Annotated in this window: 22 protein-coding genes and 5 pseudogenes; 19 read left to right on the forward strand and 8 right to left on the reverse strand. The window is 58.8% G+C overall.

Annotated features, from left to right (window positions below; genetic code table 11):
- Nucleotides 1–56: 56 nt before the first annotated feature.
- A pseudogene (locus tag HAP48_RS24340) lies at nucleotides 57–481 on the reverse strand (helix-turn-helix domain-containing protein); the annotation flags it as partial.
- Nucleotides 482–1040: 559 nt separating this feature from the next.
- Between HAP48_RS24340 and HAP48_RS24345 the strand changes: the two are divergent.
- Nucleotides 1041–1892 carry a host specificity protein gene (locus tag HAP48_RS24345; RefSeq protein ID WP_224496567.1) on the forward strand — a complete coding sequence of 284 codons (852 nt, stop codon included), beginning with the start codon at nucleotides 1041–1043 and terminating at the stop codon, nucleotides 1890–1892.
- Nucleotides 1893–2530: 638 nt separating this feature from the next.
- The gene (locus HAP48_RS24350) at nucleotides 2531–2926 is read left to right on the forward strand and encodes a Rieske (2Fe-2S) protein (RefSeq protein ID WP_029084673.1); all 396 of its coding nucleotides are present in this window, start codon (nucleotides 2531–2533) and stop codon (nucleotides 2924–2926) included.
- A 9-nt stretch (nucleotides 2927–2935) separates the two neighbouring features.
- Here the strand turns inward: HAP48_RS24350 and HAP48_RS24355 are convergent, their stop codons facing one another.
- A complete protein-coding gene (locus HAP48_RS24355; RefSeq protein WP_029084672.1) occupies nucleotides 2936–3541 on the reverse strand; it encodes a hypothetical protein in 606 nt (201 codons plus the stop codon).
- 272 nt (nucleotides 3542–3813) lie between these two features.
- Here HAP48_RS24355 and HAP48_RS24360 point away from each other — a divergent pair, with 272 nt between their 5' ends.
- The 7 genes from HAP48_RS24360 (at nucleotide 3814) to HAP48_RS24390 (ending at nucleotide 8425) form a co-directional block, all read left to right on the forward strand.
- Nucleotides 3814–4134, forward strand: coding sequence for a HesB/IscA family protein (locus tag HAP48_RS24360; RefSeq protein WP_029084671.1), 321 nt, complete (start codon nucleotides 3814–3816; stop codon nucleotides 4132–4134).
- 19 nt (nucleotides 4135–4153) lie between these two features.
- On the forward strand, nucleotides 4154–4444 hold the full coding sequence (locus HAP48_RS24365; protein WP_029084670.1) for a NifU family protein: 291 nt from the start codon (nucleotides 4154–4156) through the stop codon (nucleotides 4442–4444).
- A gap of 11 nt (nucleotides 4445–4455) precedes the next feature.
- Entirely contained in the window at nucleotides 4456–5649 is a 1194-nt protein-coding gene (gene nifS, locus HAP48_RS24370) for a cysteine desulfurase NifS (protein ID WP_035978158.1), read from the forward strand.
- A complete protein-coding gene (gene nifT, locus HAP48_RS24375; RefSeq protein ID WP_029084668.1) occupies nucleotides 5646–5870 on the forward strand; it encodes a putative nitrogen fixation protein NifT in 225 nt (74 codons plus the stop codon). Before nifS ends, nifT begins: the two co-directional genes overlap by 4 nt.
- 87 nt (nucleotides 5871–5957) lie before the next feature.
- Nucleotides 5958–6251: a hypothetical protein gene (locus tag HAP48_RS24380; protein WP_156929007.1), complete on the forward strand. Its 294-nt coding sequence runs from the start codon at nucleotides 5958–5960 to the stop codon at nucleotides 6249–6251.
- A gap of 384 nt (nucleotides 6252–6635) precedes the next feature.
- Nucleotides 6636–8189: a nitrogenase cofactor biosynthesis protein NifB gene (nifB, locus tag HAP48_RS24385; RefSeq protein WP_165128113.1), complete on the forward strand. Its 1554-nt coding sequence runs from the start codon at nucleotides 6636–6638 to the stop codon at nucleotides 8187–8189.
- Between the two features lie 11 nt (nucleotides 8190–8200).
- Entirely contained in the window at nucleotides 8201–8425 is a 225-nt protein-coding gene (locus tag HAP48_RS24390; RefSeq protein ID WP_029084666.1) for a 4Fe-4S binding protein, read from the forward strand.
- Here HAP48_RS24390 and HAP48_RS24395 read toward each other — a convergent pair.
- The gene (locus HAP48_RS24395; protein WP_029084665.1) at nucleotides 8422–8685 is read right to left on the reverse strand and encodes a hypothetical protein; all 264 of its coding nucleotides are present in this window, start codon (nucleotides 8683–8685) and stop codon (nucleotides 8422–8424) included. The genes HAP48_RS24390 and HAP48_RS24395 overlap by 4 nt on opposite strands.
- Before the next feature lie 74 nt (nucleotides 8686–8759).
- Between HAP48_RS24395 and HAP48_RS24400 the strand changes: the two genes are divergently transcribed.
- The 9 genes and pseudogenes from HAP48_RS24400 to HAP48_RS24445 form a co-directional block, all read left to right on the forward strand.
- A complete protein-coding gene (locus tag HAP48_RS24400; protein WP_029084664.1) occupies nucleotides 8760–9533 on the forward strand; it encodes a hypothetical protein in 774 nt (257 codons plus the stop codon).
- On the forward strand, nucleotides 9530–9850 hold the full coding sequence (locus HAP48_RS24405) for a nitrogen fixation protein NifZ (RefSeq protein ID WP_029084663.1): 321 nt from the start codon (nucleotides 9530–9532) through the stop codon (nucleotides 9848–9850). Before HAP48_RS24400 ends, HAP48_RS24405 begins: the two co-directional genes overlap by 4 nt.
- Nucleotides 9847–10087: pseudogene (locus HAP48_RS24410) on the forward strand (nitrogen fixation protein NifZ). Before HAP48_RS24405 ends, HAP48_RS24410 begins: the two are co-directional and overlap by 4 nt.
- Nucleotides 10088–10102: 15 nt before the next feature.
- Nucleotides 10103–10462: a DUF3024 domain-containing protein gene (locus HAP48_RS24415; protein ID WP_029084662.1), complete on the forward strand. Its 360-nt coding sequence runs from the start codon at nucleotides 10103–10105 to the stop codon at nucleotides 10460–10462.
- 33 nt (nucleotides 10463–10495) lie between these two features.
- On the forward strand, nucleotides 10496–10756 hold the full coding sequence (locus HAP48_RS24420) for a hypothetical protein (protein WP_029084661.1): 261 nt from the start codon (nucleotides 10496–10498) through the stop codon (nucleotides 10754–10756).
- Between the two features lie 14 nt (nucleotides 10757–10770).
- Nucleotides 10771–11964 (forward strand): DegT/DnrJ/EryC1/StrS family aminotransferase, encoded by a 1194-nt coding sequence (locus HAP48_RS24425; RefSeq protein ID WP_224497075.1) that lies wholly within the window; start codon nucleotides 10771–10773, stop codon nucleotides 11962–11964.
- 564 nt (nucleotides 11965–12528) lie between these two features.
- Complete coding sequence (locus HAP48_RS24435; RefSeq protein WP_166209439.1) at nucleotides 12529–13002, forward strand: Rieske (2Fe-2S) protein; 474 nt, start codon at nucleotides 12529–12531, stop codon at nucleotides 13000–13002.
- Nucleotides 13003–14501: 1499 nt separating this feature from the next.
- Nucleotides 14502–14849: a (2Fe-2S) ferredoxin domain-containing protein gene (locus HAP48_RS24440; RefSeq protein WP_029084658.1), complete on the forward strand. Its 348-nt coding sequence runs from the start codon at nucleotides 14502–14504 to the stop codon at nucleotides 14847–14849.
- 159 nt (nucleotides 14850–15008) lie between these two features.
- Nucleotides 15009–15997: pseudogene (locus HAP48_RS24445) on the forward strand (IS630 family transposase); the annotation flags it as partial.
- 182 nt (nucleotides 15998–16179) lie between these two features.
- Here the strand turns inward: HAP48_RS24445 and HAP48_RS24450 are convergent.
- Both HAP48_RS24450 and HAP48_RS24455 read right to left on the reverse strand, forming a co-directional pair.
- Nucleotides 16180–17309 (reverse strand): IS3-like element ISRj2 family transposase gene (locus HAP48_RS24450; protein ID WP_166204126.1). Its coding sequence is split into 2 segments (ribosomal slippage): nucleotides 16180–17057 and nucleotides 17057–17309, totalling 1131 coding nucleotides; the frame shifts between segments, so codons are not numbered across the junction.
- A 463-nt stretch (nucleotides 17310–17772) separates the two neighbouring features.
- A pseudogene (locus tag HAP48_RS24455) lies at nucleotides 17773–18315 on the reverse strand (IS66 family transposase); the annotation flags it as partial.
- Nucleotides 18316–18997: 682 nt separating this feature from the next.
- Here HAP48_RS24455 and ltrA point away from each other — a divergent pair.
- Nucleotides 18998–20242 (forward strand): group II intron reverse transcriptase/maturase, encoded by a 1245-nt coding sequence (ltrA, locus tag HAP48_RS24460; RefSeq protein ID WP_224496549.1) that lies wholly within the window; start codon nucleotides 18998–19000, stop codon nucleotides 20240–20242.
- A gap of 88 nt (nucleotides 20243–20330) precedes the next feature.
- Here the strand turns inward: ltrA and tnpC are convergent.
- The 3 genes and pseudogenes from tnpC to HAP48_RS50110 all read right to left on the reverse strand — a co-directional run.
- A pseudogene (tnpC, locus tag HAP48_RS24465) lies at nucleotides 20331–21378 on the reverse strand (IS66 family transposase); the annotation flags it as partial.
- Nucleotides 21379–21452: 74 nt separating this feature from the next.
- Nucleotides 21453–21797 (reverse strand): IS66 family insertion sequence element accessory protein TnpB, encoded by a 345-nt coding sequence (gene tnpB / locus HAP48_RS24470; RefSeq protein WP_029085230.1) that lies wholly within the window; start codon nucleotides 21795–21797, stop codon nucleotides 21453–21455.
- Nucleotides 21794–22141, reverse strand: coding sequence for a transposase (locus HAP48_RS50110; RefSeq protein WP_029085231.1), 348 nt, complete (start codon nucleotides 22139–22141; stop codon nucleotides 21794–21796). The genes tnpB and HAP48_RS50110 overlap by 4 nt, the downstream gene beginning before the upstream one ends.
- Nucleotides 22142–22430: the final 289 nt, after the last annotated feature.

Raw genomic sequence — 22430 nt, forward strand, 5'->3', positions numbered from 1 at the left:
CACACGCTTGGCGAATTACAGCGTGTCAGACAAGACGGCGCCCGCCGGATGCGTACATCGATCCGATCCCGATACTTGGTCCACTGCGCCCGCCGACGGGTGACATCGGGACGATCCTGCTCGGCGGCAATCATCGTCTTTTTTTGTAACTGAGCTTCTCGGCGTGGACTAACTCCCACATCGTGCGGTAATCGACCTTCAGGCCACGCTCAGCGAGTTCGGCCACCAGCCCGCGCACGGTAAAATCGTTTCGGCACCGTTGCATCAGCCATTCGCGGTGCGGCCCCGCAATCTTCTTTGGCCGATAGCCCCCGATCTGGTCTGGCTTGACGCTACCGGTCTCGTGGAAGCGCTGTACCCAGTTGATCGCCGTGCTGATGCCCACCCCAAATTGAGCCGCTGCCTGATGCCGCGACAGGCCACCTTTGATGACAGCTCTCACTACCCGCTCACGAAGGTCGTCCGAATAGGCTCGTCCCATCCATGCTGGCCTCCTTCCCAGCCAGCATGTTGAATCAGAAGCCTTCCGATTTGGGAATCCCAAATCGATTCAAGCTAGACCCATCCCGCTCTAGCCCGCTTGCGGCAGGCGCTATATTTGCAATGGAATAGATCCATTGTTGATCACTTGATCTGCGATGGAGATCAGACCCGCATGCTCTGACGGCTTCAGTTATTAAGACACAGCGAGCGGAGACGTTGCAGCTAAGGCTGTTTGATCGGCAAGGCAAGCGCATACCCTTGGGTGACAACACCGTCTCGAAGATCAGTCTCTTAGCAGTGGGGTCAGCGTTTCGTGCAGGTGTATTGCGATTCAGGTCATAACGCATGGCGCAATGCTGATCCCGATGAGGGAGCACGCTTCTCGGGTGAACGGTACCGTCTTTATTTGTTTGCCTGCTCCCTTGAGGATTGGAAGAGCCTAAATTGGCCGCCTATGCGTCAGGTTATGGTCAGCTAACCTGTATATCATCCTCCGCAGAGCTCGTGCGGCACGAGCTCATACAGCGTGCAATTGAGCCGAGAGGAGAGCGAATCTGATGTATGGCAGAATCGTCGGATCGTCCAGCCAGTCTGGAAGCGCCAGCCACGTTGATGAGTCTGGAGATGAGGGAGAGAGCCCGCGATTTGCGGACACAGTTGCAGGCATGGAGCCCGGTGCGTCGTCGTCGGTGACAACGACGCCATACTCTCTGGCTTCCGATCCGCCGATCATAGAGATCGATCGATCTTCCTTCACGGAGGGAGTGAGGAGATTTTTGGGCGGTGACATCAGGCACATCGCCAGTAACCCAGAAGAGTACTCGGATTTCGTGTCCGGGAAGGCTCGGCGCGCAGGAATGGTTGCTGGAAGCTACCTCCACACTTACGATGATCCAAGCAAGCCAGCACGATTCTACAGCTATCAGTTGGGTGACGAAACTGTCGGGCTTTTAAGAGCAGGTGGGCCGGCTCGAATCAAGGGGGAGCAGTTTCGGCAACAGTTTGGACGCAATGATATCACGTCCGTGGTTGACCTTCGGGTTACTCATCCGTTGGTCGAGAACGCGGGCGATATTCTGCTGGAGCATCAACTGCGACAGGACGGCGACCATCCCTTGGTCTTGTCACGTCCTGGCTTGGAGGGCATGGAACCCCGTCTGGCCGAAATGGGTTTTGTTCACATGGGGCGTAATTATTGGGCGCTTGATCCTAACCAGCATCCAGAAGTGTGGACGAAAAACGAGAGCAACGAGTGGCAGCGAGTAGACAAGCCTACGAAGTATCTTACTAAGGTCGAGGATAGTGACACCGCTTCTGAAGCAAGTGTCGAAAGTGCCGAAGCGGCCTCTTCAGATGATGATCCGTCATTCTACTTGGAGCAAGCTCTCGAAGGATTGCGCATGGAGTAGAACAGCCGCAATAAAGAGACCTGGGCAGGAAATGACGGCTGTTTCGTGAATGGACGCGCCGCCGCGAAGGTCCTAGCGTTAAACGAGGGGGGGCGTACGTTAGCAGCGTGCGGCCCCATTCGCCTGCCTATCCTATTCAGAAAGTAATGATATTCTCGCGCTTGCGGGCCGTGCAGCTGGAATCGGTGCAACGAAGATCGAGTACGAATCCGCGCCCCAATCGTGTAGCCAATGCAACGGCGCGTCATGATATGAGCAGGTTGAGGGCGGTATGTGCTCAAGGAAGCTTCGGATCAAACTATATGCCAAGGTGACGATCGCGACACAATTCGCAGCGTATTTGGTCTAGTTGGCGCAAGTGGAAAGGCTGTGGCGATCAGTGAGCAACCACTGCGTTTAGTTCAGTAAGGTGTCGGAAAAGTTTGCGCGCGAAAGTTGCAGCTGCGAATGGGCAAGGAGTAGGCAATAAGCCTCGATGCTCGCGCGGAGCCGACCCAATCGTGCACCTGCGCCAATCAGCTGTGACGAAGCCTTAAGGTCGGATCGTCAGAAAGCCGAGCGGTTCTGGCTCTTCTACGGTTCTTGCATGTTTGATCGTCCCGCGAAATGAAGAGCGTCCTGCAATAAACGAGCAATGAATGCAGCCAGATGCAATCTATGCGATTTGTGGCATTAACGACATTCCAAGCCGCCGGGCCATGGGTTTCCATCTGATGGTCGTCGATGACGAGGGCGGTCACCGGCCGTGGTCCATCGTTGTAGTGCGGTGGGGCAAGCAGGTGTTTGGTTATGCCAATAAATGCCCGCACAACAGCGTCAATCTGGACTGGAACTGGAACGAATTCTTGGATCCATACGGCATCCGGCTGATGTGCGGCAAGCACGGATCGACCTTCGAGCTCGCCACGGGACGATGCGTCGAAGGTCCATGTAAGGGTGGCGCGCTCACGCCGATCGCGTTGACGGTTCTGGATGGCGATATCTGTGTCGTCGGTATGCCTCTTGTCGAAGACGATGCGCTTCCCAACGAATGAAGGCCGCGCTCAGACCGGCCGGTTTTCGTTACGGTTTTTCACGGGTTCCATCCTCTTCAGCCCGTCTTCGTACGAGATCTCGTCATAGGATAGCTCAAGATCGGACAGCTCGATGTCGTTTGCCGCATCGAGCAGGTAATCAAGCTTGCCGCCCGCATCGAGCTTCTTGATGTCGTCCTTGCTGACTCCGACCAGGTCCATCATCTCCTTCCAAACGGTGGATTCATCACACGGTAAGACGTGGAAGGTAACATCACCGAGCTTGATTCGGTATTTCGCCAGCAAATCTATGTTGTTGCAGAATATGAAATAGCTGCCATTCGGGCTTAAGGCGCCGTCAAGGACGGCTGCGACGTCAGCCAGATACGCGAAGGAATGCAGATACCCTGCCAGCACCGGAATAGTGCGTTCTCCTTCCTGCGCGATCGTTAGAACCTGCTCGATGGAATAGTCCGGCGGTCGCTTCTCGTCGGCGACCTGGGTCTGGAATTTCAGTGCGACATCGCCGCGAAAGCCGAACCGGTCCGGCTTGGTGGTCCCGCCTTTGAGTACGGCATTGAGCAGGCGACCCTCCTTCTCAAGTCTGCCGAGTGCGGTGTTTTCGATTGCAGTCATTAAAATCGTCCTCGATCTAAGCTCCTCACCGACGACTTGGCCGGTGCGAATGCAATGCAAATTGCTTGCCGTCGCATGCGTGGCGGCCTTCGGCGTATCTTAGATAAAAAAGGCGTAAGTGGGCTGCGATTGCCTCAAGTAGCTTTGAAAGAAACCCGACACGAGTTCAAAAGCCAACAGGTGCGATCCGGAAAGGTAAGCATCATCAAGCGTCCTCTCGCTGGCACATGACTTGCCCTTCAGCAGGCAAAGCTAAGCAGTTGAGAGAGGCCATGATCAAGCTAACGGATAGCGCAGTGAATGCGGTCAGGGGCGCAATGTCGTCATCGGCGCAGCCAGCAAGCGGGCTGCGCATTATCGTCGAGGCAGGCGGCTGCAACGGACTCAAATACATGATGGGTCTGGCCAAGGAGCCGAAGCCTAACGACACGGTGATCGAGTGCGACGGTGTGAAGGTGTTTGTCGACAACAAGAGCCATGACCATCTGGTCGGCACAACCATCGATTTCGTGATGGCGCTGGAGAGCCCAGGCTTCACTTTTAATAACCCAAACGCCACTTCGAGCTGCTCCTGCGGCAAATCGTTCAGCTGATAAGAAAAGGCGTCAAAACATGCTGGCGGACCCCGAACAACTGAGGCAATTGACGGCGATCTCGACCGGCCGAGCGGGACGCATCCGCGCTGTAATTGAGGAGATCCGTGCCAATCTGCAACGCAGTGGCGCCGACTATCAGTTGATTGGAATTGATGGCAGCAAGATCATGGTAGGCGCAACCCGTGCCTGCGCGCTCTTTAAGCTCTTGAGGATGACGCTGGAAGGCGTTCAAGTGCAGCTGGTCGACAGGCTCGTCGAATTCGTCCGCCTGATCACGGTTGTTGTTGCAGGCAAAACGCGGGATTGAATGGGGATCAAATGCCGGTTTATCTAGACAACAATGCGACGACGCGGACCGATCCATCCGTCGTGCAAGCCATGTTGCCGTTCTTTACCGAGCAGTTCGGAAATGCCTCCTCGGCCCACACCTTTGGCGGCGAGGCCGCGGCCGCGCTGAAGCAGGCGCGGCGTAGCTTGCAGGCTTTGCTAGGGAATGCCTACGATCATGAAATCGTTTTTACCTCCGGTGGAACCGAGGCCAATAATGCCGCCATTCTTTCTGCGCTTGCCACCCAAGATGGTCGCGACGAGATCGTCACGACCTCGGTTGAGCATTCCGCCGTGCTTGCGCTGGTCGAGCAACTGGCGACAAGAAGTGTCAAGACGCATATCATACCCGTAGATGCCCACGGCTGGCTTGACGTCGAGGCCTTTCGCTGCGCGCTCGGGCCACGCACAGCGATCGCCTCGATTATGTGGGCGAACAACGAGACCGGCACCATTTTTCCCGTGGAGTTTTTAGCCGGCTTGGCACGTGAGGCGGGCGCACTGTTCCATACCGATGCGGTCCAGGCCATAGGCAAGCTGCGCGTCGACCTAAGGGACAGTGCGATCGATATGTTGTCGCTGTCCGCACACAAATTGCACGGTCCCAAAGGAATGGGCGCGCTCTACCTGCGCAAAGGGACAAAATTCCGGCCCCTGATCTGGGGCGGATCACAGGAAAGGCGGCGCCGCGGCGGAACGGAAAATATTCCCGGCATCGTCGGTCTTGGAAGGGCTGCGGAGCTTGCTGTGGAGCGGCTCGAGCCGGAGCGCGTTCGCATTGGTGCATTGCGCGACCGTCTGGAGCAGGGGATCTTACATAATGGCGAATGCTTTGCGCTCGGCGATGTCAACAACCGGTTAGCGAACACAGCCAATATCGCTTTCGATCATCTCGAGGGCGAAGCAGTCGTCCATCATCTCAATCGTGCGGGCATTGCCGTGTCGCTCGGATCAGCCTGCAGCTCCGGCTCAATGGTGCCGTCGCACGTTCTGCGCGCCATGCAGGTGCCGGCGTGGAGGATGCGCGGCGCGGTGCGCTTTTCTCTCTCGCGTGAAACCACCGTCGCGGAGGTTGACGAGGTCGTGTGCGCTCTGTCAGACATTGTTGCTCGCTTGCGTGCCACCTCGCGGGAGTCTGGCGCTCCGCCCAGCTATGCGTCACAGTCGAGGGAGTTGAGCTTGTGAAAATCATGATCCGCCGCTCGTCGGACGCGGGCCTGTCGATCTACGTGCCAAAAAAGGATCTCGAAGAGCCGATCGTGGAATCTGAGTACGAGTCGCTCTGGGGCGGCTGGATCAAGATAGCTAATGGCTGGGTGCTCGATTTACCCGAGATGGCGAGCGACACACCATTGCCGATCACAATCAATGCCAAAAAACGGGGCGAGAACGGGAAAGATGCATGAACATGAGGCCAATCTTCTACATCGGCATTGGAGAGAATTGCTAATATCGTTTCGCTGACCTGCTTGGCCAGGAGGTCGATAGTATCGTTGCCGGGCTTCGGTGTCTCGATCTCGATTCCGATCGGTGCCTCGACATATTCGCAGCCAGAGATCAGGAAGCTCTTGGCGGCTGCTCGCTATGGCAGCATCGTGGTTCAGTTGCCAGACGCCATCAAGGAAAGGCGGACCGAACGGAGCTTTCTTGCTCTCGCTTCAACTATCGCTATTGCGAAGCAATGCGGCGAAGATCATCAGGCGTTCCCGCCGATACCACGATGCAATCGTCGATCCGAGCGTCTTCTCAATGCAACGAGCGCCGTGTTCAGCTCAAGCAAGGCCTGACACCGATTTGGCTCCCTCGCGCGTTGGGGATAATGCTCATCAATTAACGGCGCTGTGACGTCGGATCGCCAGAAGTATCGACCCATTTGTGGCCGGCAGCAGCGCGCAAAACCATGCAGATAGAGCAAGGATCCCGCGCGCCTCTAGTGCGAGTATGAATGCACCATCCACGGATCTCTGTGTCTGAATCACGACGTACCTGCCGCATTTCCAACATGCGCTTCGTTGCTATTCTAGTATCAATATCGATCATTACCGCTGACTGTTTAAGTAGGGCTGCAACGTCACCGTTTCCGCTATGGCATGTGAGTTGCTACTCCCCCTCATGAGGCGTTCTCAGGATTGGTCTTGGAAAGCCGATGATGCCTGCACGGGGAGATGAAAATGAACGCGGTCGTTGGGCGCGGTAGATATGTCGAAGGTTCATTGGACAAGATGATGCGGCCCACCGCCGAGCACAGGGGCTGCGGCACGTCGGTCAACACAGGCCAGGCGAGCTGCCGCTCACGGGCGGCCCACGGCGAACTGCCGGCCGAGATTTGGGAAAAGGTGAAGAAGCATCCATGCTACAGCGAAGGGGCACATCATCACTACGCCCGTATGCATGTCGCGGTGGCTCCGGCCTGCAACATCCAGTGCAACTACTGCAACCGCAAATATGATTGCGCCAATGAATCGCGTCCGGGCGTGGTGAGCGAGAAGCTTACCCCCGAGCAGGCGGTGAAAAAAGTGCTCGCGGTCGCGACCATCATTCCGCAGACGACTGTGCTTGGCATCGCTGGTCCCGGCGATCCGTTGGCCAATCCAGAAAAAACATTCAAGACGTTCGACCTGGTCGCCAAGGCGGCTCCCGACATCAAGCTGTGTCTGTCGACCAACGGATTGGCCCTGCCGGACTATGTTAACACCATCGCCAAGTCCAAGATCGAGCACGTCACCATCACCATTAACACGATCGATCCTGAAATCGGCGCAAAGATCTATCCGTGGATCTTCTTCAACCACAGGCGCTACGTTGGCATCGACGCGGCGAGGATACTCACCGATCGTCAGCTACAGGGTCTCGAGATGCTTAGCGAGCGGGGTATCCTATGCAAGGTCAACTCGGTAATGATCCCGCATATCAATGACCATCACCTTGTCGAGGTCAACAAGGCGGTGAAGTCGCGCGGAGCCTTCCTTCACAACATCATGCCACTGATCTCGGCGCCCGAGCACGGCACAGTATTCGGCCTCAACGGTCAACGAGGTCCGACGGCTCAGGCACTGAAGGCACTGCAGGATGCTTGTGAGGGAGGGGTAAACATGATGCGGCATTGCCGTCAGTGCCGCGCCGATGCGGTGGGGCTGGTCGGCGCGGATCGCGGAAGCGAGTTCAACATCGACCGAGTCATGAAAATGGATGTCAAATATGACCCCGAGATGCGCAAGGCTTATCAAGAAAAGGTAGAGGCTGAGCGTGCCGCCAAAGTCGCGGCCAGCCGAGAGGGCCTCGCGGAGTTCGCCGGCGAGATGAGCGAAATCACCGTTCTGGTCGCGGTTGCAACCAAAGGCTCGGGGCTGATCAACGAGCACTTTGGACATGCAAAAGAGTTTCAGGTGTACGAAATTTCCACATCCGGCGCCAAATTTGTCGGCCACCGGCGCGTGGATGTCTACTGCCAGGGCGGCTATGGCGAGGGGGATAGGCTTTCGACCATCATCCGAAGCGTAAATGACTGCCATGCGGTGTTCGTGGCCAAGATCGGCGGTTGCCCGAAGAGCAATCTGATCAGGGCCGGAATCGAACCGGTCGATCGATACGCGCATGAGTTCATAGAGAAGTCGGCGATCGCTTGGTTCAGGTCCTATCTCGAGAAGGTAAAACGCGGAGAAATCCAGCATGCCCAGCGAGGTGACGCCGACATTCGGTATGGGTCCCTGATCTCTGCGGGGTAAAGGGGGCGTATGTGCCATTCAAGATCATTGCCTCGCAGTGTACGAGCTGCTCAGCCTGCGAACCGTTGTGCCCGAATGTTGCGATCTCGGAGAGCGCGGGGCGCTTCGTCATTGAACCGGCGAAATGCACCGAATGCATCGGTCATTTCGATGAGCCGCAATGTGTCGCGGCTTGTCCCGTCGACGGCACCTGCGTCATTGACACCTCCTTGCCGCGTTACCAGGCGCCATCCTAAAGAATTAGCCCATGATCAGAATGCCAAGAGCTGCTGCTGAAAGCGTCCAAAGCGTCGTGCTGCGCGTTAGCGGCGCCGTAGGCGCCGAGGTTCGGGCCTTTCTCAGAAACGGCGGCCGCCTTGGATTGGCCGCTGCCCGCGGGCAGAAAGGACGCTGTGGACAATTCGTCCCGTGCAGCGCTCCAGCGACGTTTCTCGACGCCGGCAGCCGCCTTCCAGGCGGTGCTGTCATCGTCGATGTGACTGATGCTGCTGCGCACGCCAGTCCATCATTGGTTGGACCAGGCGCTCCGCGGCGGAGCGTGACGGCGCACACCCAAGAGCACAGCTGCCGATGAACCTTGATTTAACAGCCAACCCGCCGTCCGGCAGCCAGAGAGCGCTGATCTTGTCCACGCCGACCGGCGATGATCTCCCCGGCGCGACCGAGGCTCGGCTGCGGCAGGCACGGCTGTTCGATCATCTTGACGAGGTTGCAAACCAACATGTAGTCGAAGCGCGTGCGCTCACCTCGGACCGCGCCGCCGCATTGAACAGCGTCTACGGCTTCTATCTTTGCACAACGCGCCTCTCGGAGGCGCCGGAGCTCGAAAAGCTCCGTGTTTCCGAAGCCGTGGGGGCGAATCCTCACGCCTACCGTCGGATGCGGCTCGGCAAAAGCGACGAAGGACCCGCCGCCGCGAACAGGCGTCCCGAACTCAAGCCGACTGACCAGAACGGCGCGGGGATCCTTGCGGATGTTCCGAATCGAATAGTCGGCAATGTGATCGAGGCGCGCCGCATCGCGCCGCAGCTGCTCGGTCAGCTGATGAGTGATACGGACGTCGAGTTCCGCGACATGGTGGCGCGCGATGTTCCCTATCAGTGGTTGCCAGCCGTAGTGAACGGCCCAGATGCCTCGGTGGGGTTCGAGATCGCGCGATCGCCCTTGCCAGAGGCGCCAACTGCTCTACGGCACGGCCCTGATCGGCAGGTTTACCTAGAAGCGGCGAGCTGCATCTCAGCTATTGAATTGACAAATCGCGCCGGAGGTGAGGGCGAAGTGATGCGGGACCTCGCCTGCGATGGCTCGGGCATGCCTGCATGTCCGCTTGGGAGCGGCGCATGAGCAACATCGTTCGCGACAGCGACGTCGTCGAGCTCAGCGGGCCGCCTGTCTTCAGCTTTGGCGAAAAGGTACGAGCCAATCGCACCATCCGCAATGATGGCACCTATCCCGGCAAGCAGGTTGGCGACATTCTGGTCTCGAAGGGAGAGGTGGGTTACGTCGTCTCGATCGGCACGTTCCTGCAGCAATTCTACATTTACGGGGTCGAGTTTCTGGAAACGGGCTACCGAGTTGGCATGAAGCGCAAGGAGCTCGAGCCGGTGGACACGTGCGAGGAGACCGATGATCTGCCATTGCCGGAAGAGGCTGTGTCATGAGTGAGTTCCGCTTTTCGAAATATCGCCGGGGCCGGCGCGTTAAAGCCGTCGTCGACCTCATCAACGACGGCTCTTTTCCCAATACGGAGCCCGAGGAGTGCTTGCTCGGCGCCGGAGCGACTGGCGAGATCATCAGGGTAGCCATCCATAACGAAGCGAACGTGCCGATATATACTGTCGATTTTGGTGAACGCCCTGCTCATCGGCTGTCTAGAAGAAGAGATCACAGTGCTTTGAAGGGAGGAGTTCGCGATGAATGCCGCGCTGATGAGGAAGGTAAAGACGGGGCTGATTCCTCACCCGAACGAACTCGATCGCAAGCGGATCCAGCGCGGCTTGAGTTCGCGCAAGCGTTATCTGTATGTTTCACCGAACGTGACGCCGGTGAGGGGTGGCTATCTCATCGAGAGCGCCTGTTGCTCGCGCAATATCGATAAGGATGGCGGTCTGATTGATGTTGCCTTGATTCTTTATGATGCCGTGGGTGGGATCTGGAAGCTGTTTTGCAAGAACCACGCAAAGGGAATCTGGGAGTTTTACAGCCTTTACCACCGTCTGACTTCAGCAATCGACGAATTGAACACCGATCCGGAACGTCTGTTCTGGCAATGACGAACGAACTTTGACGAGCCATAAGGAGCCACGATGGCGCTCAGTGCGGAGGAACTGATCGAAATCGAGCGGCTGCTTGCGGACGATGGCGCCGATACGGGCTCCTTTGTCGAGCTGCCGCGCCGCTTCCCGCAGCTTGCCTGGGTACGTTGCGATGCGTCGGATGTTGCGGACCAGCCGTTCCGGCAGTTTCCTCATTTCGACCTGCATTTGCTGGATGGCTCGGATCACTGCGTGCGGATTACGGCCGATCCGACACGGGCGACCGGCATTGTACTGGCGAAAAGGAATTGAGGACGGTGAGCGGCATTGAACTCGCAGCGCACCCCCTGGATAGCGCGGATAGTGTTGAGGCAAATCCATCCTTTATTCCACTGTCCGATCCCGATATCACCTTAGCCGAGCTCTCTGCCGTGGAAACATTGCTATGTTCACCGCAAATCTCCAATGGACGTACCACTGAGGCGTTCGAGCACGCTTTCGCAGCGTATCTTGGCCGCAAATATGCCGTTGCCGTATCAAGCGGCACCATCGGGCTCCTGCTTGCGCTCAAGGCGCTCGGGATCGAATCAGGGCAGGAAGTCATCGCCTCGCCCTATTCCTTTCGCGAGACGGTCCATGCCATCAGTCTCGCAGGCGTACGGGTGGTATTTTCCGACATCGACTATTGGTCGGGAACATTGGTCCCAGCAAAGGCCGAGGAACGCATCACGGCAAACACGCGGGCGATTGTCGCCAGCAATTCCAACGGTCATCCGGCGCCATGGTCGGAATTGCGTGCGATTGCCCAACGCCATCAGCTACCGCTTTTGGAGGATTCCACCGAGGCGATCGGATCGAGCTATAAGGGCGAGCTCGTCGGCAGGTTTGGCGACCTGGCGGTATTCGACTTTGCTCAGCCCCTGGCCATAAGTTGCGGCGAAGGCGCCATGGTCGTGACCGATGATATCGATATCGCGGTTAGCTTGCGTCGGTATTGCGCCCATCGACTGGACGAACGCTCCTCCGTTGTCGTCAGTGCCACCGCACCTTACCAGGCTCGTATGAGCGATCTCACCGCGGCTTTGGGGTTGGCACAGCTCAAGCGTCTCAACGAAAGCCTGGAGCGTCGCCGGTTGGTCGAGCAGCTCTACAACGCGCATATGCAATCATTTGGAGGCATCAAACCGCCTTACGTTGGCCCCCATGTGACCGAGGTGAACTGGATGCTCTATCTCGTCCATCTAGGGACGCGCTTCACGCGATCCGGCCGTGACGTCATTGTCGATGATCTGCGTGCCGCCAAGATTGAATCCGCCGCCTATAGCCATCCATTGCATTTGCAACGTCACTATTTTGATCTCGGCTATCGGCGGGGCGATTTCCCGGTTGCGGAAAAGATCGCCGATCGCGCCCTGGCGCTGCCGTTTCACACCCATCCCACGAACGACAAGGTCGAATTTATCGTCGAAACCACGAAAGATGCGTCGATCAATGTGGGCGCGGGTGCAGCGATCTACTAAGATGCTTGTCATCCACTACTGAAGGAACAATAGGTTGAGTTGCGATGAGCCGTGCTGCCATTGCGCTAGATCAGCAACGCGATGGCGGGCCGTCTGTGGCGGCATTTGGCGCGCAGATCGCCACCCCGACGAATATTGAGGAAGGCCGGATGCCACATCTTCGTCCGAAAATCCCGGAGGAGAAATGCTCTCCGACAGCGATCGTGCAAAACACTGGCAAAGTAGTGAAGGCGCCGTCTCCGACCAGAGGGTCCAGGCCCGCGCCAGGGCCTCGGAACCGAGCACGTCATAATCCAGATCCTCAGTTTCGGTTCGGGTCTTTAGATTGACCAGTAAGGAATTGCTGTGAACTCGCAACAGGGTCATTGTTCACGTCCGCTTCGCTCCGAACGGGAGGGTGGTGCAAATCAGCGAGTGCCCGGCGAAGCTCACGCCGAACCAATGGTTTGATGTCCTTAACGCCCGTGCCAGTTCAAGCTATCGCCCGATCGCTCGTGGTCGTGGTGTTTTTCGACTGACGCGGACCGCGATCGAAACCTTCAAGCAGGAAACCACGAGGCGGGAATGAGCGAAGGTATAATCGGCAACCTGCTGAGCGATCAGATCGAGGTATTCGCCGTATGTCTCGCTGATGCTATCGAGCGGACTGGCGCCAAGGGCTTTAGCCTGTCGCGGATCGATGCTAGCGGCGAGTGCCGGCCGTTTCTAATTATTGTGCTGCGCACTTTCGGGAACGATTATTTCGGGTATGTCAACCGTTGTCCGCATGACAGTGCCTGGCTCAACATCGGCTCCGGCGAGTTTTTCTCTCCAGATCGCTCCTTTCTCAGATGCGGACGGCATGGTGCGAGATTCGAGATCGACACTGGGGTATGCATCGATGGGCCCTGCAACGGACAAGCGCTTGAGCCGGTCGCACTCACCGTGATAGATGGTGACGTCTGCCTGCGCGGCGTCAAGCTGCTGGCGGATGATCGGCGTGCCGACCTATTCGAGGACAGCGGCGAAACCATGGATGTTATGATCCACCCCGATTAACAGCTGCATCGCTTAGCTATTGCTCGAGTTGCCTTAGGCGCTTGGCGCCGGATAAAGCCTTGTGAGCGTTGGCGCAGGTGCGTGTCGTCGCTTTTTGAACTTGTAAGAGCAGAACGTTTTGAACCCGCAAGTTCAGTGGCACGCATCCGGATCCCGGTCATGCACCCGGCGATCTCCGTGGCACGAAGGAAGGGCTCTGGCGCTAACTCACCAAATGGACCTGGCATGCAAGAACCGCTTCTGGCTGCCGGTGGATGACAATAGGTTCGAGAAAGAAATGCCCTCGGCGGCTGCAAGCCCACCGAGGACACCGTCTGGGCTGGAAGAATGGGGAGACCCAGACTGACAGGACCGTTTGAGCAGAGAAATGACGATCCTGTATCCGATGTTCGCGGGACACGCAGCGCGCAACGCACGCCGAACGATCGGATGTCCGCGGGCGCCGCCGGCGTTCGTGTCTGCGTTGCAATTGCAATGCCAACCCTCTGTACATCCAACGCCCTGGCGAATTTCGTCACCTTGATCCACTGACGGCATCGCTCCAGGTCAAATGCATTAACGAGCACGTGCGCGTGGTCATTCTCATCGTTCCGCAAGATGCGGCGAGCGAATCTCGAGTTGAAGCGCTTGAAGCGGTTGAGGCAAGCCGACATCGTTGTGTGGGCGGTTTTGCCGCTGCTGCCAATCGGGATTGCGGCAGGCCAGCCCTGTCGCCTCAAACGTAAGCTCGGTGATCACCTGTGCCTCGCTCGGACCCCGTCGCGATTGGGCGCTATCTTTGACGAAAACGCGGGATGGGCAGCGGCACGTGCGCGGCGCTTAACCTTTCGGCGAGGAAGTTCTTTGGTTCGCGGTCGAACGATGCAATTAGCCGACTCCCCTGGGCAGAGCGCTCTATTCACTGGGCCGATCGCCATACGCGCTCCTCGATAGACGGTACGCAGATCACGAAGATCGCGGTTCATTCCGCGAAATGACCGTGCAAGGTCTGAACAGACCGAGCGAGTATCTTCCGTCTAATCGCAGGAGCGGACTGCGGAAAGCTGAAGCTGAAGCGTTGAACGTGATGCGACGTTTGTCATGTCCGGAACAGGAGAGAACGACATTGTCGTAACCGCGGCAATGAGTGTCAGTGGCGCCGGAGGCGGGCAAGGGATCGTTGCGGAAACGAGCGTTACGCATTGGCGTGGAAGTTGCTTGAACATGTTGGATGGTTGAGCAAATGATGCGTGAGCAGAAACGGTCACGATTTGGGAGAAGGCGTTGAAACTGATCAAGGAGGCCGGTCAGACGCGGAGGTATCTGCTCGCGGATTTTCCGATAACAAGCACGACTAACAAGCACGATGATGTCCGCTCGCTTCGGCTGCTTTCGCGAGCACGAGTGGGAGTCAGCTGCTTCAATTGATCGATCCGGCGTTCAACTGAAGAATAGATTGTGCGGCAAGTACTCCGGCGTTGCCGCTTTTCAGATGAACCCGTTGATTGCAGGATAGGCGCATGAATGCAGAAACCGAATTCGAGCTTCCTCAACTTTACAGGCATCATGCCTTTGCCTGCCATACGCAGCGTCCGCCGAATCATCCGCACGGCAGCTGCGGCGCCTCGGGCGCGCAAGCCCTGTGGGATAGGATGGGCAAGGCGATCGAATCGCAAGGTCTGAACGATGTCGGCTTCACGGTGGCGGGCTGCCTCGGCTTTTGTAACTCCGGCCCTTTGATGGTCGTCTATCCCGACGGAGTCTGGTACCGCGCGACCACGCCCGAGGACGTGGACGAAATCGTAAATTCTCATCTCGTACAAGGCAAACGCGTGGACCGTCTTGTGATGGTGCTCAAGCGAAGCTAGTGTCCTGAGTCACAAGTTCGCAATCGTAGATTCGCAGTAGATTCGCGTCGCCGTGCCAAGGATGGAGGCTGCAGCAGCGACGGAGGATCTGATGGCGGTCCAGCAACTTGCGCCCTGACATTGAGCGATGAAGAGCGTGCCGAACTGAAGTCGCTCACGATGCGGCGGAAGACAGCGCAGGCGCTGGCTCTGAGAGCCCGGATCGTGCTGACCTGCGCGGAGGGCGGTCAGAACAAGGAAGTCGCGGCCAAGCTGGGCCTGGACCGATCGACGGTAGGCAAGTGGCGGCGGCGTTTTGTGGAGCGGCGCGTGGACGGGCTGCATGACGAGCCGCGCTCCGGGGCGCCACGTACGGTTGACGATGCCCGCATCGAAGCCGTGATCGTGAGGACGTTGGAGAGTTGCCCTGAGAACGCCACCCATTGGAGTTCTCGCGACATGACGAAGGCCAGCGGCCTATCAGTGTCGACGGTGCAACGCATCTGGCGGGCCTTCGGGCTCCAGCCGCACCGAATGGAGACGTTCAAGCTCTCGACCGATCCAAACTTCGTGCCCAAAGTGCGCGACGTTGTGGGCCTCTACGTCTCGCCACCGGAGCACGCCATCGTTCTATGTGTGGATGAGAAGTCCCAAATCCAGGCGCTGGACCGCAGTCAGCCGATGCTGCCGATGCGTCCCGGCCAGCCGGCCCGAAGAAGCCATGACTACACGAGGCATGGCACCACATCGCTGTTCGCCGCCCTCGATATTGCTAGCGGACGGGTCATTGGCAAGTGCATGGACGCCACCGCACCGCCGAGTTCCGCAAGTTCCTCGACGAGATCGAAGCTGCCGTGCCGCGTGAACTGGACGTCCATCTCGTCATGGACAATTACGCCGCGCACAAGACCCCCTTGATCCGAAAATGGCTGGCTAAACGGCCGCGTTGGCACGTGCACCTGACCCCGACCAGTTCGTCATGGCTCAACCAGGTCGAGCGCTTCTTCGCGCTCCTCACCGATAAGAAGATCAGGCGCGGCATCTATCGCAGCATCGCCGCTCTCAGGGCTGACATCACTTCGTTCATCGACCGACACAACGCCGATCCAAAACCGTTCCGATGGACTAAGTCCGCCGATGACATCCTTGCTTCCATCGAACGCTTCTGCCGGTACAATGCCCCGGCAAAACACGACCCGATGTCGAGAGCTGGCGCCGGTTGTTTGGACAGCGCCCCGCGGGATTTAAGTGGATTCCTGCCGGGTTATGCTGAACGCGGGGCCTTACGATTTTGTCGTTGCGTCGGGAGGGCGTAGCCCGACCAGAGCGACGACAAAATCGTCGGCGACGGTCATGCGGCCATCACCATAGCTTGCGTGCCGAAGTAAGCCTCGTCGGGCGTGCGCCCGTCAAGGCTCGAGTGAGGGCGTCCCTGATTGTAGAAGGCCAGATACTTGGCAATTGACGCTCGCGCCTCGGACACGCTGTCGTAGGCGCGGAGATAAACTTCTTCGTATTTGACCGTGCGCCAGAGCCGCTCGACAAACACGTTGTCGCGCCAGGCGCCCTTGCCGTCCATGCTGATGGCGATCTTCGCGTCCAGCAGCACATCGGTGAACTCGAGGCTGGTGAACTGGCTGCCCTGGTCCGTGTTGAAAATCTCGGGCCTGCCGTGCTTCGCCAACGCCTCCTGGACCGCTTCGACGCAGAAGGCCGCCTCCATTGTGATCGAGACGCGATGGGCCAGGACCCGTCGGCTGAACACATCGACGACCGCCGCGAGATAGACGAAGCCACGCCGCATCGGAATGTAGGTGATGTCCATTGCCCACGCCTGGTCGGGCCGCTCGATCTTCAATCCGCGCAACAGGTACGGGTAGATCTTGTGACCCGGTGCCGGCTTACTCGTGTTCGGGCGACGATAGACCGCCTCGATCCCCATGCGCTTCATCAGCGTCGCGATGTGGCGGCGACCGGCGTATACGCCCTCCCGCCGCAGCAACGATCGCTGCATACGCGCTCCCGCGAAGGGATAATCGAGATGCAGCTCATCGAGCCGACGCATCAAGGCAAGGTCCTCGGCCGAAACTGGCCGAGGTTCATAGTAGACCGTGCTGCGAGCCAGCTTCAGGACCTTCGCCTGGCGCACGATAGAAAGATCATGACCGCGGTCGATCATCGCTTTGCGCTCAGCAGGCCCGCCTTGGTGAGCGCGCCGGACAAAAAATCGTTTTCCAACGCCAGCTCGCCGATCTTGGCATGTAACGCCTTCAAATCGACCGGCGTCTCGGCCGACGCCTTGTCATGCCCAAACACGCCGGCGGCGCCTTCCAGGAGCTGGTTTTTCCAGATCGTGATCTGGTTCGGATGAACATCAAACAGTTGCGCCAGCTCCGCCAGCGTCTTGTCGCCTTTGACCGCAGCCAAAGCAACCTTCGCCTTGAATGCCGGAGAATGCATCCGGCGGCTCTTCTTCGTCATCTTCGCTCCTGATTCGCGGCAAGAATCCTCGCCGCTGTCAGGCAGAAAATCCACTCAAGCTACTGTCCGAATTTGCGGAGCCAGCTCTGTCGCGAACTTCTGGTTCAGGACACTAGCTGGCTTCGCTTAGCGCCGCTTGGTCCGGGCTATCGAGAATGCACGGCTTATCTGTTCAAAGACTGGGGTCGTTGAGCTGTTCGATCGTTCTTAAGGTGACTGGGTGCCCTCACGCCTCCAGGAGGTGCGCAACAGGAGGCCATTGACCTTGTCGCTGTGGCCTTGGATTCAAAAATGTTCGGTGAGAGACGGACCGGTCAGAGTGCGCTTGATCGAGTCCGATGAGGCCCGAGCGTCACCCCTTTTGTAGCGCGGTCTGCCTCCCAGAGCGACAACCGATTTGAATTGCCGCCTTTGATAAGCGGCTGGCACTCTGCAGCGTGCGTAAGCGGCAAGCTGAGGCCGTTCACGCGGCGTGGTTCCATGGCATAAGCGCCTCGATCTGGCTGCTCGGCCAGCCGTTGGCGATGCGCTGAAGCGTGAGGGTGAGCCAGGCGAACGGATCGACGTTGTTCATCTTCGCTGTCTGCAGCAGTGTCGCGATGGTCGCCCAGGTTCGTCCGCCGCCGTCGCTGCCAGCGAAGAGGCTATTCTTTCTCGTAATTGTTTGTGGCCTGATGGCGCGTTCGACGATGTTGGAGTCGAGCTCAATGCGGCCGTCGGTCAGGAAGCGCTCGAAGATGGCACGGCGCGAGACGGCATAGCGGATTGCCTCGGCCAGTTTTGATTTGCCGGAGATCCGCCGCAAGGTCTGCTGCCAGAGATCAAAGAGATCTGCGACGACCGCCGCGGAGGCTTGCTGACGCGCGGCAACGCGTGCGTGGGGACTTTGACCGCGCACGGTCTTCTCGACCTGCCAGAGCTTTGCCATCCGCTCGACCGTCATCGTTGCCACTTTCGAGCTTCCTGCAACATGCAGCTCGTAGAACTTGCGTCTGCTGTGTGACCAGCTTGCGTCAGGATAAGTCCTGGAAAGGAGGAAGAATGTGACCTGAAACCTTTCAACGTGACCCAGAGGGTTCGACGCCCTCGCGGCAAAGGCGGAGCCCGCCAGCCGGAAGCGAGTCTTGCATGGGTGACGGCAACGTCATTCGTGAAGCGTAGACAGCGGGTACTGAAGCCCTGTGGCAGCCTCGAAATCATGGTCGTGCTGAAGCCTTCGCCGTGTTGGATCCGGGGGCAGCACTGGGAAAGCCGCTATGGTCAGGCTTACCGGTTCGGCCGGGGTCTCAGAGCAGGGCAAAGGTACGGGATGGGCCACCAGGAAACCTGAGAGGTCCCGTTTGTGTCCACATGAATCGGCCGGACAGGAGCACCGGCCTGAACAATGCTCCGGGCCCGATGACCGACTTGGCGAACATCGGGAGCGCAGACGCGAACACGAAACACCAAGGCATGTGGAATCCCGAGGCGAAGACATAAGCTGACGGACATGCGCGGCGGGAAGTCGTAGCGGCTTCGTAGTACCGAGGAAGGCGGGGAACTGGGCTCACCGGGACCCGCTGGAGGGAAGGGAGCCGTCACGCGTTAAGACCCATTGACGAGAAACACGGGAGGGAACCCTGAGTCCCGCAAACCTGTCCACGAAACGACAATGGATAGCCGATCTGGCGAGGCAACATCCCGAGCGGGTGCTGACCGCGCTGCATCACCTGATCGACCGTGAATGGATGCTCGAGGCTTATCGTCTGACGCGCAAGGATGGCGCGCCCGGCGTCGACGGCATGATGGCGACGGACTATGAGGCGAACTTGGAGGTCAATCTTGATGATCTCCTGGCGCGCATCAAATCCGGCCGTTACATCGCGCCGCCGGTGCGACGGCACTACATCCCCAAGGCGGATGGCACGGAACGGCCGCTGGGCATCCCGACACTGGAAGACAAGGTGGCGCAGCGGGCGATTCTCCTGCTGCTAGAGCCGATCTACGAGACGGACTTCTTGCCGTGCTCGTACGGGTTCCGATCGGGACGATCGGCCCATGACGCCCTGCACGCTCTACGTACCGGGTTCATGGAACAAGGGCTGCGCTGGGTGGTGGACGTCGATATCTCGAAATACTTCGACACCATCGACCACGCACACTTGCGCCGATTCCTCGACCAGCGAGTCACGGACGGTGTCGTCCGGAGGATGATTGATAAATGGCTGAAGGCGGGGGTGCTCGAAAAGGGCATCCTGCGCCGCACGACTGTTGGAACGCCCCAAGGCGGCGTGATCTCGCCACTGCTTGCAAACATCTACCTGCATTATGTGCTGGACGAATGGTTCGAGCAGGTGGCGCGACCGCGGCTCAAGGGGCGGTGCCAACTGGTTCGATACGCTGATGATGCGGTGATTGCCTTTGAGGACCACCTGTCCGGCAAGCGATTGCTGAACGTGTTGGCCAAGCGGCTTGATCGGTATGGGCTTCAACTCCATCCGACCAAGACTCGCTTCGTAGACTTCCGGTTCAAACGCCCAGGCGGGCGTCATCCTGCGACGGCGGGGACCACGTTCAACTTCCTTGGCTTCACCCACGTGTGGGGTCTGTCGAGGCAAGGCAAGAATGTCGTCCGTCAGATAACGGCAAAAGACCGTTACGCACGCGCGCTGGCTTCTGTGATGGAATGGTGTCGGCAAAACCTGCACTGTTCGTTCAGGGAGCAGCACGCCCATCTGTCACGGGTAATCCGGGGGCACTGCGCCTACTACGGCATCTCCGGAAACGGCCGACGCATCAGATGGTACCACCACCAAGTCACGCGGATATGGAGGAAATGGCTCGCACGGCGTGGCCGCCACAGCAATCTGCCGTGGACGCGCTTCCGGGCCATGCTCGCGCGATACCCACTGCCAACAGCCAAGATCGTCCACCAATATGCTGCCGTCTCGTGAGCGAAGCTTGCGCGTGAAGAACCGGATGCGGGTAATCCGCTCGTCCGGGTCTGTGAGGGGCGGGGATGGCAACACCCCCGCCTACTCGGCAGCCAGCCAATGTGATGCCATCATTGCCGCGATCGGCGCGCGCCAACTTGTTATAGGCGGCATAGCCATCCACTTGCAGGATGCCCCGATAACCATTGAGATGGCGGACCGCGCATTCGCCGGAGCGGCTGTCTTCGAAGCGATAAGCCACCATCGGGGGACCGCTGCGGCCAAAGGTGCGGTCATCTCTGGCATAGGCCCATAAGTAGGCCGTTTTCGTCGATCCGGAGCCGGGAGCGAGCGTCGGCAGGGTGGTTTCGTCGGCAAAGACCCGTTCGGCCTTCTTGACCTCGCTGAAGATGTAGTCGGCCATGATCTCGAGCTCGAAGCCGAGCTTGCCCATCCATTGCGCCATCAGCTGGCGGTCGAGCTCGACATGATCGCGCGCGTAGATCGCCTCCTGCCGGTAGAGCGGCATGCCATCGGCGTATTTGGCGACCGCGATCTGGGCCAGAAGCGCTTCCGTCGGAATGCCTCCTTCAATGATATGGGCCGGAGCCGGCGCCTGGATTACGCCGTCCGCGTTCTTGAAGGCATACTTGGGACGGCGCGTGACGATCACACGGAACTTCGCTGGCACCACATCCAGACGCTCCGACACGTCCTCGCCGATCACCACCTTCTGCTTGCCGGTGCTCAGCAAGGTCTTCCGGCTCAATGACGGTTTCGATCCGTTCCAGATGGGGCGCAAAGCCCTTGCGCCGACGCGGTGCACGCTTGCCATCCGCTTGCTCACGGCCCTTGCTGACCTGGGCCTTGATTGCAGCGATGCCGGTCTCAATTTCCTCGAAGACAAAGGCCTGCTGTTCATCGTCGCCGTTCGCAGAGCCGAGCTTTTCCGATCGTCGGCCGAACCGGGCGCGGTCGAAGGCCTTCAGGATCTGCGTCAGCCGCTCGATACGCGCATCGGCATCGGCGTTGCGCACCCTGAGATCGGCGACTTCGCTCTCCAGAGCATCGGCGCGGGCCGCCCTCTCGGCCAGGGCAAGCACCATGGCTCTCAGCGTCTCTACGTCATTCGGGAGGTTGAGATCGGGCGGCGTCATTGGCCCGACCAGAGCACATTTTGCCCCGGTTCTCTTGCCTTTTCAGCTCACTGATTCACTTCGCCGCAGCGCTTTTACCCAACAATCTCCGGCGGCTGGACCGCCACGGTCCGGACCCGCTTCCAGTCCATTCCATCCACCAGTGCCATCAACTGCGCAGGATTCATCTGCACCCGATGATGCCCGATCCGCGGCCAGCAGAACTTCGCCTTTTCGAGACGTTTTAAATAGAGGCACACGCCGGAGCCATCCCACCATACGATCTTTATTCTGTCGGCTCTTTTGGCCCGGAAGACATAAAGCGCACCGTCGAACGGATCTGAGCCCGCATCGCGCACAAGCGCAACCAGGCCATCGATACCCTTGCGGAAGTCGACTGGATGGCTGGCGAGGAACACCTTCACGCCCGAGGGAATCATGCCGAACGCACCGCCCGGATCACTCGCTGCAAGTGCGCCTCGTCGACGTCCACGCCGGCACGCACGACGACCTCGCCAATGGCAATCTCAATCACTGTGCCTGCCACAGACGCCACCACGCCCTCGCAACTCGAGTGCCGCGAGCGATAATGCCGCTCGGCCCGAGCATCACGGCGCCAAGCGAACAGCTGCGACGGGTGAATGCCGATCCGGCGGGCGATCGCCGAGACGCTCGCGCCAGGCTCCAGCGCCTCTGTCACAATTTGCGCCTTGAACTCGTCCGACCAGCGTCGGCGAAGCTGCCGCGGCGCTCCCTCAAGACGGTCGGCGACCGCTTCGATCATATGGAAGGTTCTAGTTCCAGAACTAGGCGCAGACATAGAAGCTCACATCGGCTCACAAACTCAGCAGCCGATAGCCGATCGCTTACCACTCCGCCAGACGGGGTTTCTTTGCCGCTTACCAGCGTGCAAGGAGGCAGGGAGCTGAATCTAGTCGATCACTATTAGTGATGCAGGCGTTCCGCCACTTCATGCCATCAATTCGTAGCTCACAGAGCGAGCATTGTTGCGCGTGCAGTCCGGCGCTGGCGAGACGGTGCACCTTAAACTCGCCGTCTCGCTCGCATCTGAA

Origin of the sequence: Bradyrhizobium septentrionale (genome assembly GCF_011516645.4) — a bacterium.
Classification (GTDB): Bacteria; Pseudomonadota; Alphaproteobacteria; order Rhizobiales; family Xanthobacteraceae; genus Bradyrhizobium; species Bradyrhizobium septentrionale.